The organism is Streptomyces viridochromogenes, from assembly GCF_001270495.1.
In the GTDB taxonomy this organism is placed as follows: Bacteria; Actinomycetota; Actinomycetes; order Streptomycetales; family Streptomycetaceae; genus Streptomyces; species Streptomyces viridochromogenes_A.
The window spans coordinates 85,289-97,239 of sequence record NZ_LGUR01000151.1 but is presented as its reverse complement, the minus strand read 5'-3'; the positions used below and the strand labels follow the sequence as shown (position 1 = coordinate 97,239).

Sequence of the window (11,951 nt, the reverse complement as noted above, 5' to 3'; positions counted from 1 at the left end):
CATGGCGAAGCTGAAGCCCAGCAAGGGCGCCCCGTACGCACGCATCCTCGGTGTGGGCGGTTACCGCCCGACGCGGGTCGTGCCCAACGAGGTGATCCTGGAGAAGATCGACTCGTCCGACGAGTGGATCCGTTCGCGTTCCGGCATCGAGACGCGGCACTGGGCGAACGACGAGGAGACCGTCGCCGCGATGTCGATCGAGGCGTCCGGCAAGGCGATCGCCGACGCCGGGATCTCCGCCGAGCAGATCGGCGGCGTGATCGTCTCGACCGTCTCGAACTTCCGGCAGACCCCGGCCGTCGCCACCGAGATCGCCGACAAGCTCGGGACGAACAAGGCCGCCGCCTTCGACATCTCGGCCGGCTGCGCGGGCTTCGGCTACGGCCTCACGCTCGCCAAGGGCATGATCGTCGAGGGTTCCGCCGAGTACGTCCTCGTGATCGGCGTGGAGCGGCTGTCCGACCTCACCGACCTGGAGGACCGGGCCACGGCCTTCCTGTTCGGCGACGGTGCCGGCGCGGTCGTGGTCGGCCCCTCCCAGGAGCCGCACATCGGTCCGACGGTGTGGGGTTCCGAGGGCGACAAGTCCGAGACGATCAAGCAGACGGTCCCGTGGGACCAGTTCCGCGTCGGCGACGTCTCCAAGCTTCCGCTGGACAGCGAGGGCAACGTCAAGTTCCCCGCGATCACGCAGGAGGGCCAGGCGGTGTTCCGCTGGGCCGTGTTCGAGATGGCGAAGGTCGCCCAGCAGGCGCTGGAAGCGGCCGGAATCACCCCGGGCGACCTGGACGTCTTCATTCCGCACCAGGCCAACGAGCGGATCATCGACTCGATGGTGAAGACACTCAAGCTGCCGGAGCACGTCACGGTCGCCCGCGATGTGCGCACCACCGGCAACACCTCGGCCGCCTCGATCCCGCTCGCGATGGAGCGGCTCCTGGCGACCGGTGAGGCGAAGAGCGGCGACACCGCACTAGTCATCGGATTCGGGGCGGGTCTCGTATACGCCGCCACGGTCGTTACTCTCCCCTAGGCACTCCGTGCCGGATCTCACGAGCCGGCACGGGAAGAGCACCACCTGCCGCTGCCGCGGCGGGAGCCGAAACCCTCTGAACAACCTGAACAACAACGAAGGAGCGCCAAGATGGCCGCCACTCAGGAAGAGATCGTCGCCGGTCTCGCCGACATCGTGAACGAGATCGCCGGCATCCCGGTTGAGGACGTCCAGCTGGACAAGTCCTTCACCGACGACCTGGACGTCGACTCGCTGTCCATGGTCGAGGTCGTCGTCGCCGCCGAGGAGCGCTTCGACGTCAAGATCCCCGACGAGGACGTCAAGAACCTCAAGACGGTGGGCGACGCGACCGACTACATCCTCAAGCACCAGGGCTGATCCTCCGATCACCTCCCTGGGCTGACTGCCCCGCCACCCGGCGGTGGCGCCGCTGAATCCCCATTCCTTGGAGAAAGAATTCCCGTGAGCCCGACCAATCGCACCGTGGTCGTCACCGGTATCGGCGCAACCACACCGCTGGGTGGCGACGCAGCCTCTACCTGGGAGGGCCTGATCGCCGGCAAGTCCGGCGTCAAGCCCCTGGAGCAGGAGTGGGCCGCCGATCAGGCGGTCCGTATCGCCGCGCCGGTGGCCGTGGAGCCGACCGAGGTCATCCCGCGGCCGCAGGCCCGCCGCCTGGACCGCTCGGCGCAGTTCGCGCTGATCGCGGCCAAGGAGGCGTGGGCCGACGCCGGGTTCGAGGCCAAGGCCGGTGAGGACCCGACCGTCGACCCCGACCGCCTCGGCGCGGTCGTCGCCTCCGGCATCGGTGGCGTGACGACGCTGCTCGACCAGTACGACGTGCTGAAGGAGAAGGGCGTCCGCCGCGTCTCCCCGCACACCGTCCCGATGCTGATGCCGAACGGCCCTTCCGCGAACGTGGGCCTGCTCGTGGGCGCCCGTGCGGGCGTGCACACGCCGGTCTCCGCCTGCGCGTCGGGCGCCGAGGCCATCGGCTACGCCATCGAGATGATCCGCACCGGCCGCGCCGACATCGTCGTCGCGGGTGGCACGGAGGCGGCGATCCACCCGCTGCCCATCGCCGCGTTCGGCAACATGATGGCGATGTCCAAGAACAACGACGACCCGCAGGGCGCATCGCGTCCCTACGACGTCGCCCGGGACGGCTTCGTCCTCGGTGAGGGCGCCGGCGTGATCGTCCTGGAGTCCGCCGAGCACGCCGCGAAGCGCGGGGCCCGTGTGTACGCGGAGGCGGTCGGCCAGGGCATCTCCGCCGACGCCCACGACATCGTGCAGCCCGAGCCCGAGGGGCGCGGAATCTCGCAGGCCCTGCAGAACCTGCTGGACCGTACCGACCTGGACCCGGCGGAGATCGTGCACGTCAACGCGCACGCGACGTCGACGCCGGCCGGTGACATCGCCGAGCTCAAGGCGCTGCGGAAGGTGTTCGGTGACGACGCCGACCACATGGCCGTGTCGGCCACCAAGTCGATGACGGGGCACCTGCTGGGTGGTGCCGGTGGTGTCGAGTCGGTCGCGACGGTGCTCGCGCTGTACCACCGGGTGGCTCCGCCGACCATCAACGTCGAGAACCTTGACCCGGAGGCCGAGGCGAACGCCGACGTCATCCGTGGGGAGGCGCGGAAGTTGCCTGTCGAGGGGCGGATCGCTGCGCTGAACGACTCGTTCGGGTTCGGTGGGCACAATGTTGTGCTGGCGTTCCGATCGGTCTGAAACCGGCGTTGGCTGAAGGTGGCCCGGACTCTGAGAAGAGTTCGGGCCATTCGCCGTTGGTGGTTCTGTTGTTGGCCGGCTGCGAGCCGGTGGGGGCTTGTCGCGCCCACGCGGCGGAGCCGCACATCGATACAGCCCCGCGCCCCTGAAAGACTCGGCGTCGCCGCCCTTGTCTCTCTAAACGACCTGGTGGAGCCAGCGGACCGGGGCGCCTTCGCCCGCGTACCTGAATGGCTCCAGCTCGTCGTCCCACGGCTTGCCCAGGAGCTTGGCGATCTCCGCCTCCAGTTCGGTCTCGCCGCGCTGTGAACGTGCCAGGGCCGCCCTCAACCGGTCCTCGGGGATGAGGATGTCGCCGTGGATGCCGGTGACGGCGTGGAAGATGCCCAGGTCGGGGGTGCAGCTGTAGCGCTCGCCCTCGGCGGTGGGGCAGGGCTCGGCCGTCACCTCGAAGCGGAGCAGATGCCAGCCGCGCAGCGCCGAGGCCAGCTTGGAGGCCGTGCCCGCCTCGGCCTGCCAGGAGAACTCCGAGCGCCAGGTGCCGGGCGCGGCCGGCTGCCGGATCCAGTCGAGGTTGACGCGCGTGCCGAGCACCCCGGCGACGGCCCACTCGACATGCGGGCACAGCGCGCGCGGCGCGGAGTGCACGTACAGAACTCCACGTGTCGTCACCGGGACCTCCGGGCAGAGCGGACATCTTGCGAACTGGCGGACGATAGTGGCCGGGCAGCCACGTTGATGGCGAGGCTACCGTGCGGCGGCGCAAGGAGTGTGACGTACCGTCGGTCCCGGTGCCGCGAAACGCCCGCCATTCACCCGGCAGGACGCTTGTACGGGTGTGAGCCGTTGCATGAGCCGGGCGGGAACCCTTGTGCGTTGTCATGGGTTGGAAACCATGACGGGGACGAGCGAGGGGATGGACCACGGATGCCGAAGCGACGGCACCTTGCGCGCGCGGTCTTCGCCGCCGTGACCGCGACCGTGCTGGGCGTCGCCGGCTGTGACGCCGTGGGCGGCAACTCCCCGGCGCCGTCCGGCTCCGACGCGGCGAGCGCGCGGCCGTCGCCGAAGCCGACTCCGGCCTGGGACCGCAGTCCCGCGTCGGTCGCGGCCGTAGGCGACTCCATCACGACGGGTTTCGACGCCTGTACGGTCCTGGCGGACTGTCCCGAGGTGTCGTGGGCGACCGGCAGCAGTCCCCAGGTCGACAGTCTCGCCGTGCGGCTGCTGGGCAAGGCCAACGCGGCCGAGCACAGCTGGAACCACGCGGTGACCGGGGCGCGGATGGTGGATGTGGCCGGGCAGATGGCCCGGGCGGTGGCGCACAAGCCGGAGCTGGTCGCGGTGATGGCGGGGGCGAACGACGCCTGCCGGGACACGCCCGAAGCGATGACGTCGGTGGCCGACTTCCGGACGCAGTTCGAGGACGCCATGGGCACGTTGCGGGAGGCGCTGCCGAAGACCCAGGTGTATGTGGCGAGCGTGCCGAACCTGATGCGGCTGTGGGAGCAGGGGCGTACCAGCCCGGTGGGCAGGCAGGTGTGGAAGCTCGGTATCTGCCCGTCGATGCTGGGCGACGCCGAGTCCCTCACGGCGGCGGCCGAGCAGCGGCGCGAGACGGTGCAGGCGCGGGTCGAGGCGTACAACAAGGTGCTGAAGGAGGTCTGCGCGAAGGACCGCCGGTGCCGGTTCGACGACGGCGCGGTGTACGAGTTCCGCTTCGGCGGCACACAGCTGAGTCAGTGGGACTGGTTCCATCCGAGTGTGAACGGTCAGGCGCGACTGGCCGAGATCGCCTACCGGACGGTCACGAACTAGTGTTCCGCTCATGAGCGAACACTTCGGCACACTTTCCGACGGCGCAGAGGTCCATCGCTGGACCCTGGAGCGCGCGGGCGTTCGGGTACGGGTGCTGTCGTACGGCGGGATCGTGCAGTCGCTGGAGGTGCCCGACCGGGACGGGCACTCGGCGAACGTAGTGCTGGGCTTCGCCGACCTGGACGGGTATCTCACCCACCCCGGGCCCTATCTCGGCGCTCTCATCGGGCGGTACGCCAACCGGATCGCGGGCGGCCGCTTTCCGCTGGACGGCCTGACGTACGCGCTCGATCCCAACAACGCGCCCAACTCCCTGCACGGCGGCGAGCGCGGCTTCGACAAGCGGGTGTGGGACGTGACGCCGGTCGAGCACGGGGTGCGCCTGAGCCGGGTCAGCCCGCACGGCGAGGAGGGCTTTCCCGGGCGGCTCGACGTCTCGGCGACCTACACGCTGGAGGCCGACGGGGCGCTGCGGATCGCGTACGAGGCGGTGACGGACGCGCCGACCGTGGTGAACCTGACCCATCACGGCTACTTCAATCTCGCCGGGGCGCAGGCGGGGAACGCGGGCGGGCATGAACTGCGGCTGGCCGCCTCCCGGTTCACGCCGGTCGACGCGGATCTCATCCCGACCGGCTCCCTGGACGAGGTCGCGGACACCCGCTTCGACTTCCGCGAGGCGCGGAAGGTCGGCGCCGGGTACGACCACAACTTCGTGCTGGACAAGGGGGTGACGGGGCGTGCGCAGGAGGTGGCCGAGCTGTACGACCCGTCGACCGGGCGGGCGCTCACGGTGGCGACCACCGAGCCCGGACTGCAGCTGTACACCGCCGACCATCTCGCCGAGCCGTTCGCGCCGGGCGACGGCATCGCGCTGGAGACCCAGCACTTCCCGGACTCCCCGAACCGGCCGGAGTTCCCGAGCACGGTGCTGCGGCCGGGCGAGGTGTTCCGTTCGGAGACGGTGTACGGCTTCTCGGCCCGCTGAGTTGTCGCCAGTAGCCCCGGCCCGGGCGTCAGGACCCGGACCGGGGCTGTTCCTGGGGCACTTCTCCCGGATCAGACGTTAATCGTCGCCGTCACTCGACGGTCGGCGATCGAGCGGCTCACCTGGATCTCGTACGAACCCTTCACAAAGGTCCACGCATTGGTCGTCTCGTCCCACGTCTCGAAGGCCCGGCGGGGAATGTCGATCACCGCTTCGGCCGTCTCCCCCGGCCCCGCCTCCACACCCGCGAAGCCGGCCAGCCACCGTGCCGGGCGGCCGGCGTCGGGCTCGGTCGGCGCCAGGTAGACCTGCACGACCTCGCGCCCCGCGCGTTCGCCGGAGTTGCGGACGCGGACCGTGACCGTGGTGCCCTCGACCTTGGCCGACTCGTAGGTCCACTCGGTGTAGCCGAGGCCGTGCCCGAAGGGGTACGACGGGACCCGGCCCTCCTTCTCCCAGGCGCGGTAGCCGATGAAGACGTCCTCGGTGTAGGGGAGTTCGCCGGCCGAGGGGGCTACCTGGGTGACGGGGGCGTCGGCCAGGGAGCCCCAGGTGGTGGGCAGCCGGCCGCCGGGCTCGTGCGCTCCGGTGAGAACGTCGGCCAGGGCGGCGCCGCCCTCCTGGCCGGGGAACCAGCTGAGCAGCACGGCCGCGACCTCCTCCCGCCACGGCAGTTCCACCGGGGAGCCGGAGTTGACGACCACGACGGTGCGGGGGTTGGCGGCGGCGACGGCGCGGACCAGGTCGTCCTGGCGGCCGGGCAGGGTCAGGTCCGTGCGGTCGAAGCCCTCGGACTCGACGCGCTCGGTGGTGGCGACCACGACGACGGCCGCGTCGGCGCTCCGGGCGGCCTCGACGGCCTCGGCGATCAGTTCGTCGGGGTCGCGCTGCGGCTCCTGGTGGGAGAGCGTGAAGGCGACGACCTTCATCGGGATGTCCTCGGGGAACTCGACGACGTACGTCAGGGAGACCTCGACCGGTTCGCCGGCGGTGAGTTCGGGCCGGCCGTGGGCGACGGGGGCGCCGAAGAAGGTGATGAAGGGGTCGTCCTTGGCGGGGCGCTGGTCGTCGTCGAAGTACGTGGTCCCGTCGACGGTGAGCTTGAAGGCGCCGATGCCCTTGATGCCGAAGGTGTGCGCGCCGGTGTCGCGCGGGGTGAAGGTGCCGGTCAGCTCGACGGTGTGCAGCGTCTCGTGGGTCACGCCGTCGGGGAGGTCGTCGCCCATCCACTGGACGTGGCCGTTCGGGGCGGAGGCGGTGCCGATGACGTTCCCGTCGGCGTCCCGGCACACGGCCCGCAGTTCGAAGCCCTTGTCGGCGACGCCGAGTTCGGTGTTCGGGTCGGCGCCGACCGAGTAGGTCAGGGCGCCCTCGGGGAGGGCGGCGGTGAGGCCGTCGAGCGGGGAGACGATCCGGTCGGGGAAGACGGTGGCGGAGCCGCCGCCGAGGACTCGGGCGTCGCGGGCGGCGGCGCCGATGAGCGCGACGGTGCCGGTCGGCCGCAGCGGGAGGGCGCCCTGGTTGCGGACCAGGACGAAGGAGCGGCGGGCGATCTCGCGGGCCAGCTCGGCGCCGTCGACGGTCCGGGGATGCTCGGTGACGACCGGCTCGGCGCCGTCGAGGATGCCGACGCGGGCGGCGAGCCGCAGGACGTTGCGTACGGCGTCGTCGACCTTGGCCTCGGCGACCCGCCCGTCCCGTACGGCCTGGGCGAGGGGCTCTCCGTAGACGGTCCGCGGGCCGGGCATGGCGGCGTCGAGACCGCCCTCGATGGCGGCGACCGTCGACCGGGCGGCCATCCAGTCGGAGACGTTGTAGCCGTCGAAGCCCCATTCGCCGCGCAGGACCTCGTTCACCAGGTAGTGGTGCTCGGTCATCGTCGTGCCGTTGACCGTGTTGTAGGCGGTCATGATGCCCCAGGGGTGGGCGTTCTCGACGATGGCCTCGAAGGGCGCCAGGTACAGCTCGCGCAGGGCGCGTTCGCTCACCTTGTTGTTCACGGTGAACCGCTCGGTCTCGGCGTCGTTGGCGACGAAGTGCTTGACCGTGGTGCCCACGCCGCCGGACTGGACGCCGTTCACATAGCCCGCGCCGATCTTCCCCGTCAGGCAAGGGTCCTCGCTGTAGGCCTCGAAGTGCCGCCCGCCGAGCGGGGAGCGATGGAGGTTGACGGTCGGGGCGAGAAGCACATGGACACCCTTTCGGCGGGCCTCCTGGGCGAGCAACACGCCTGCCCTGCGGGCGAGTTCCGGGTCCCAGGCGGCGGCGAGGGCGGTGGGTGAGGGCAGCGCGACGGACGGGTCGTCGGCGGTCCAGCGCACACCCCGGACGCCGATCGGGCCGTCGGACATCACGAGGGACTTCAGGCCGATCTCGGGGAGCGCGGGCAGGGTCCAGGTGTCCTGCCCGGAGAGCAGCCGGGCCTTCGCGTCGAGGCCGAGCCGGGCGAGGGCTGCCTCGACGACCGCCTCGCGCGCTTCGTCGGCCTGGGTGCGGGTTCCCGCCATCGCGGTGCCTCCTCGTTGAGTCCGGGGCTGTGCCTGCCCCCATCCTGCATCGGCCACCTGTAGACCGGTAGGTTTCGTTATTTTGCTGTTATATTTCCAGTACGACGATGCCGTACGGTGACGCCATGAACGCGAGGGTCAGAAGCGAGGAGCGCCGGGCCGAGATCGTCCGGGCGGCCCTGGAAGTGATCGCCGAGCGCGGTTACCGGGGGGCGAGCCTGGCCGCGGTCGCGGAGCGGGTCGGGCTGACGCAGCAGGGACTGCTGCACTACTTCCCGACCAAGGACGCCCTGCTCGTCGCCGTGCTCCAGGAGCGGGACCAGTGGGACGCCGTGCCCAACACGCGGTGGCGGATCGACCTGCTGGCCTCACTCGTCGAGTACAACGCGATGCGGCCCGGTATCATCCAGACCTTCTCCGCACTGCTCGGCGAGAGCGTCACGGAAGGGCATCCGGCGCGGGCGTACTTCACCGGGCGGTACACGGACGTCCGCGCGAGCATGGCCGAGGTGCTGCGCGCCGAGTACGGCGACCGGCTGCCGAACGGTCTGACGCCGGAGCGTACGGCGCCGCTGCTGGTCGCCGTCATGGACGGACTGCAGTACCAGTGGCTCCTGGACCCCGAGTCGGTGGACATGCCGGGCGCGTTCCGGGACTTCCTCCGGCTGCTCGGCGAGAACCCGACGGATCCGGCCTGACGGCGGCGGGGATTCCTCCCACCATGGCAGACGCACCATGGCGTAGACCACTCCCGTCACGCGATACTTCCGGCGTCCCGCACCACGCTCCCCCACCGTGCCGGAAGGACCGCAACTCCCTTGAATTCCCTACGCGTCAGGACCGGTGTCCTCGGCTTGGCCCTGCTGGCCGGCCTCTCCGTCCCCACGACCGGGGCAGCCGCCGCCCGGACGGCGCCCGCCCCGACCGTCGAGGAGCAGCGCCTCGACAGGGCGGCCCCGCAGGAGATCCTGCGCCGCTCCGGATTCGACGCCCCCACAACGGAGTTCGCCGAGGACCTCGCCGCGGCGCGCTCCTACGCGCAGGCTCGCCGTGTCGTCGAGCGGGAGGGGTCGGCGCTGTGGCGGCGGGCCGTCGACCGGGCGCAGGGGCGCGGTCCGGCGGGTGGTGACGGGCAAGAGGCGGGCCTGAGCCGGGACGACGACCGGCCGCTGTACTGGGCACGGTTGTCGATGACTCGGGAAGTGCGCACCTGGGAGCCGGGGTTCGGGCTGAGCGACGCCCGGCGGGCCGCGTTGCTCGACACGCTGGAGCGGGTCTCCCGCGGGCAGACCGACCTTCGTCACCCGCACGGCGGCAAGGGGATCAAGCGGATCCTCGTCACCGGCTTCGACCCCTTCACCCTCGACCGCGACATCCGCATCTCCAACCCGTCCGGGGCCACCGCGCTCGCCCTCGACGGCACGGTGATCGAGACGGCGGAGGGTCCGGCGCGGGTGGAGACCGTCGTGTTCCCGGTGCGCTGGCGGGACTTCGCCGAGGGGACGGTGGAGCGGACGCTGCGGCCGTATCTGAGGCAGGTCGACCTGTTCACGACCGTGAGCCAGGGGCGCGTCGGGCGGTTCGACGTCGAGCGGACCAACGGGGCCTGGCGGGGCGGCTTCGGGGACAACGACAACATCGGCCGGACCGGGACCATCCCCGTCGCCGATCCGGCCTCGCAGCCGCAGTGGACGTCGACGACCCTGCCGTACGAGGAGATCGTGGCCGCGAACACCGGCCGTTTCCCCGTGTACGACAACACGAGCGTCACCGAGATCCCGGCGGGAGGTACGGAGGCCGTCGTACGGCCGGACGGGCCGACGCCCGGGTCCACCGCGCGGGCGGGGGGCGGCGGGGACTACCTCTCCAACGAGATCGCCTACCGGGCGACGCTGCTCCGGGACCGGCTGGGGCTGCACGACACGCTGCCGGGCGGGCATGTGCACACGCCGGTGCTGCAGTTCGGGGCGGGCAACACCGATCCGGCGTCGGGGTCGGTGACCGACCCCGAGTTCGTGCGGAACCGGCTGGACATCATCGCCCAGGTGCGGGCGATCGTCGGGGTGGCTGCGGATGCGGCGTTGACGGCGCGGTCGGGTTCGTAGGCAGTCGGGTCGGCGCGGGCGTCGGGGGTTTCCGCCCCGCCGCCCCTATCCTTCCCCTCCCTGAGGGCTGCCGCCCCCGGACCTCGCTTCCCCCGCTTCGGCCCGAAGGGCCTCGTCCTCAAACGCCGGACGGGCTGAGAGTGTCCGGACCGGCGCTGGGCAGCGAACCCTCGTCCCGCCCCTCCTTGGTCTCCTCCCCCAGCAGCTCCCTCGCCATCAGCGTCGCCCCGGCGACCGCCCCCGGCATCAGGAACACCGCGACGAACGGCACCAGGAAGGCCGCGGCGAGGGGCGTGCCGAAGCCCCAGACCAGGGTCTTGCGGGAGCGGAGGAGGGCGAGCCGGTCACGGAGTTCGACGCGGCGGCGCTGGAGGGCGACCGCCGTGAGCTCCTCGGTGAGGAAGAAGCCGGTGACGACGACACCGGCGACCGGTACGACCGTCTGGCCGACGACCGGGATGAAGCCGAGGGCGAAGAGCAGCACGCCCCACACGGCGGCGCGCAGCACGATCCGCAGGCTGTCGCGGCCCGAGATCCACAGCTCGCGCCAGAGCGGCAGGCCGGACTCGGGGGCGGTGCCGTCCGGGGAGACGTCCCGGTCGACCTTCTCGGAGAGGTTCTCGTAGAAGGGCTGGCCGACCAGGAGCGTGACCGCGGTGAAGGTGACCACTGAGAGAAGCAGGCCCAGGGCGAACAGGACGGCGGTGAGGAAGCCGCGGAAGAGGCCCTGCCAGGGGCTCGACCAGTCGTCGGCGAACGGCGTCGCCCAGGACACGAAGTCCTCTCCCCAGAGCGCGAGCGCGACCAGGGCGGCCGCGTAGAGCACCAGGGTGATCAGGCCCGGGATCAGCCCGAAGCCGTACTGCTTGCCGTGCCGGGCCACCCATCGCTGGCCCCTGAGGAGATACGTCAGACCTGCCCGGAGATCACGCATGGCCGAACTCTATCGGTCGGGTCATGGCCGGTAGCGTGCGCCCTTGTGGACGCTGGTCGACTACCGGGCGTTCGAGCTCTGGGCTTGCACAGCGGGCATCACTGGCGATGATGCTGCGCTTGCGTCCAGCCCCACTCCGGCGTGTGTGCTCCGGTGATGGGGCAGGGGCCGCTGACAGGGGGAGCCGTTCCGGTCCCCGTGCGCAACGACGCCGCAGTTCCGGCATGCGATCCAGGCCTGACTGACCCGGTTTGCCTTGTCGACGTGGCCGCATTCGGCACAGGTGCGGGAGGTGTACGCCGGATCGACGTGCACCACCGGTACCCCTGCTTTCCGGGCCTTGTACGCGATGAACTGACCCAGCTGGGCAAAGGACCAGCTGGAGTGGGTGGCCCGTTGGGGCTTTCGAAGCCGTACCCGCTCGCGGATGCCCGTCAGGTCTTCCAGGGCGATTCCGCGACCGGGTGCGTTCTGCCTCGGCCACCACATGCTTCGCGATCTTGTGGTTGATGTCCTTCGCCCGCCGCGCTTCCTCGCGCCTGCGCTTCTTCAACCGGCGTTTGGTGGATGGGGTGTTCTTCTTCTGCAGCTTCGTCCGCAGGTTCCGCTCCCGGGCGCGGATACGGTTCAGCTCACGACCAGCCATGATCTCGCCGTCGGACGTGGTGGCGATGTTCACGATCCCCAGGTCGGCACCGAGGAAGTCCACCGGCTCGGTATTCGGCTCTGCCTCGGGCACTTCGCAGGTCGCGTTTGGACACCATGCATCCTCCGCATCCGGCCCCCAGCCGCTCCCGTCGCTCCGCGCCTGCCATGCCGCATGCCCGCCCGGAGGCCCCCGCATGGGCCA

At 70.9% G+C, this 11,951-nt stretch carries 10 protein-coding genes and 1 pseudogene; 7 read left to right on the top strand and 4 right to left on the bottom strand.

What is annotated here, in order from left to right:
• Window position 1 precedes the first annotated feature (1 nt).
• The 3 genes from ADK36_RS16250 (at window position 2) to fabF (ending at window position 2,749) form a co-directional block, all read left to right on the top strand.
• On the top strand, window positions 2-1,033 hold the full coding sequence (locus tag ADK36_RS16250; RefSeq protein WP_048582348.1) for a ketoacyl-ACP synthase III: 1,032 nt from the start codon (window positions 2-4) through the stop codon (window positions 1,031-1,033).
• 111 nt (window positions 1,034-1,144) lie between these two features.
• Entirely contained in the window at window positions 1,145-1,393 is a 249-nt protein-coding gene (locus ADK36_RS16245; protein WP_004001566.1) for an acyl carrier protein, read from the top strand.
• Between the two features lie 84 nt (window positions 1,394-1,477).
• Window positions 1,478-2,749, top strand: a complete 1,272-nt coding sequence (fabF, locus tag ADK36_RS16240) for a beta-ketoacyl-ACP synthase II (protein WP_048582349.1) — start codon at window positions 1,478-1,480, stop codon at window positions 2,747-2,749.
• Window positions 2,750-2,926: 177 nt separating this feature from the next.
• On the opposite strand, the gene ADK36_RS16235 is transcribed toward fabF, so the two are convergent.
• On the bottom strand, window positions 2,927-3,421 hold the full coding sequence (locus ADK36_RS16235; RefSeq protein WP_048582350.1) for a DUF3145 domain-containing protein: 495 nt from the start codon (window positions 3,419-3,421) through the stop codon (window positions 2,927-2,929).
• Window positions 3,422-3,676: 255 nt separating this feature from the next.
• Between ADK36_RS16235 and ADK36_RS16230 the strand changes: the two genes are divergently transcribed.
• Both ADK36_RS16230 and ADK36_RS16225 read left to right on the top strand, forming a co-directional pair.
• A complete protein-coding gene (locus tag ADK36_RS16230; RefSeq protein ID WP_048582351.1) occupies window positions 3,677-4,567 on the top strand; it encodes an SGNH/GDSL hydrolase family protein in 891 nt (296 codons plus the stop codon).
• Between the two features lie 10 nt (window positions 4,568-4,577).
• Window positions 4,578-5,555 (top strand): aldose epimerase family protein, encoded by a 978-nt coding sequence (locus ADK36_RS16225; RefSeq protein ID WP_053198028.1) that lies wholly within the window; start codon window positions 4,578-4,580, stop codon window positions 5,553-5,555.
• 71 nt (window positions 5,556-5,626) lie between these two features.
• Here the strand turns inward: ADK36_RS16225 and ADK36_RS16220 are convergent, their stop codons facing one another.
• Window positions 5,627-8,062: a glycoside hydrolase family 3 protein gene (locus ADK36_RS16220; protein ID WP_048582353.1), complete on the bottom strand. Its 2,436-nt coding sequence runs from the start codon at window positions 8,060-8,062 to the stop codon at window positions 5,627-5,629.
• A gap of 107 nt (window positions 8,063-8,169) precedes the next feature.
• On the opposite strand from ADK36_RS16220, the gene ADK36_RS16215 reads away from it, so the two are divergent.
• Together ADK36_RS16215 and ADK36_RS16210 are read left to right on the top strand one after the other, a co-directional pair.
• Window positions 8,170-8,760 (top strand): TetR/AcrR family transcriptional regulator, encoded by a 591-nt coding sequence (locus tag ADK36_RS16215; protein WP_048582354.1) that lies wholly within the window; start codon window positions 8,170-8,172, stop codon window positions 8,758-8,760.
• A 120-nt stretch (window positions 8,761-8,880) separates the two neighbouring features.
• On the top strand, window positions 8,881-10,167 hold the full coding sequence (locus ADK36_RS16210; protein WP_053198026.1) for a pyroglutamyl peptidase: 1,287 nt from the start codon (window positions 8,881-8,883) through the stop codon (window positions 10,165-10,167).
• Window positions 10,168-10,285: 118 nt separating this feature from the next.
• Here ADK36_RS16210 and ADK36_RS16205 read toward each other — a convergent pair whose 3' ends face one another.
• Both ADK36_RS16205 and ADK36_RS50215 read right to left on the bottom strand, forming a co-directional pair.
• Window positions 10,286-11,101, bottom strand: a complete 816-nt coding sequence (locus ADK36_RS16205; protein ID WP_048582356.1) for an EI24 domain-containing protein — start codon at window positions 11,099-11,101, stop codon at window positions 10,286-10,288.
• Window positions 11,094-11,864: pseudogene (locus tag ADK36_RS50215) on the bottom strand (RNA-guided endonuclease InsQ/TnpB family protein); the annotation flags it as partial. The gene ADK36_RS16205 and the pseudogene ADK36_RS50215, both read right to left, overlap by 8 nt.
• Between the last annotated feature and the right edge of the window lie 87 nt (window positions 11,865-11,951).

Coding starts and splice junctions, on each gene's coding strand:
- ADK36_RS16225 (WP_053198028.1), top strand. CDS start 4,578: ATGAGCGAACACTTCGGCACACTTTCCGACGGCGCAGAGGTCCATCGC.
- ADK36_RS16205 (WP_048582356.1), bottom strand. CDS start 11,101: ATGCGTGATCTCCGGGCAGGTCTGACGTATCTCCTCAGGGGCCAGCGA.
- ADK36_RS16245 (WP_004001566.1), top strand. CDS start 1,145: ATGGCCGCCACTCAGGAAGAGATCGTCGCCGGTCTCGCCGACATCGTG.
- ADK36_RS16220 (WP_048582353.1), bottom strand. CDS start 8,062: ATGGCGGGAACCCGCACCCAGGCCGACGAAGCGCGCGAGGCGGTCGTC.
- ADK36_RS16215 (WP_048582354.1), top strand. CDS start 8,170: ATGCCGTACGGTGACGCCATGAACGCGAGGGTCAGAAGCGAGGAGCGC.
- ADK36_RS16230 (WP_048582351.1), top strand. CDS start 3,677: ATGCCGAAGCGACGGCACCTTGCGCGCGCGGTCTTCGCCGCCGTGACC.
- ADK36_RS16250 (WP_048582348.1), top strand. CDS start 2: ATGGCGAAGCTGAAGCCCAGCAAGGGCGCCCCGTACGCACGCATCCTC.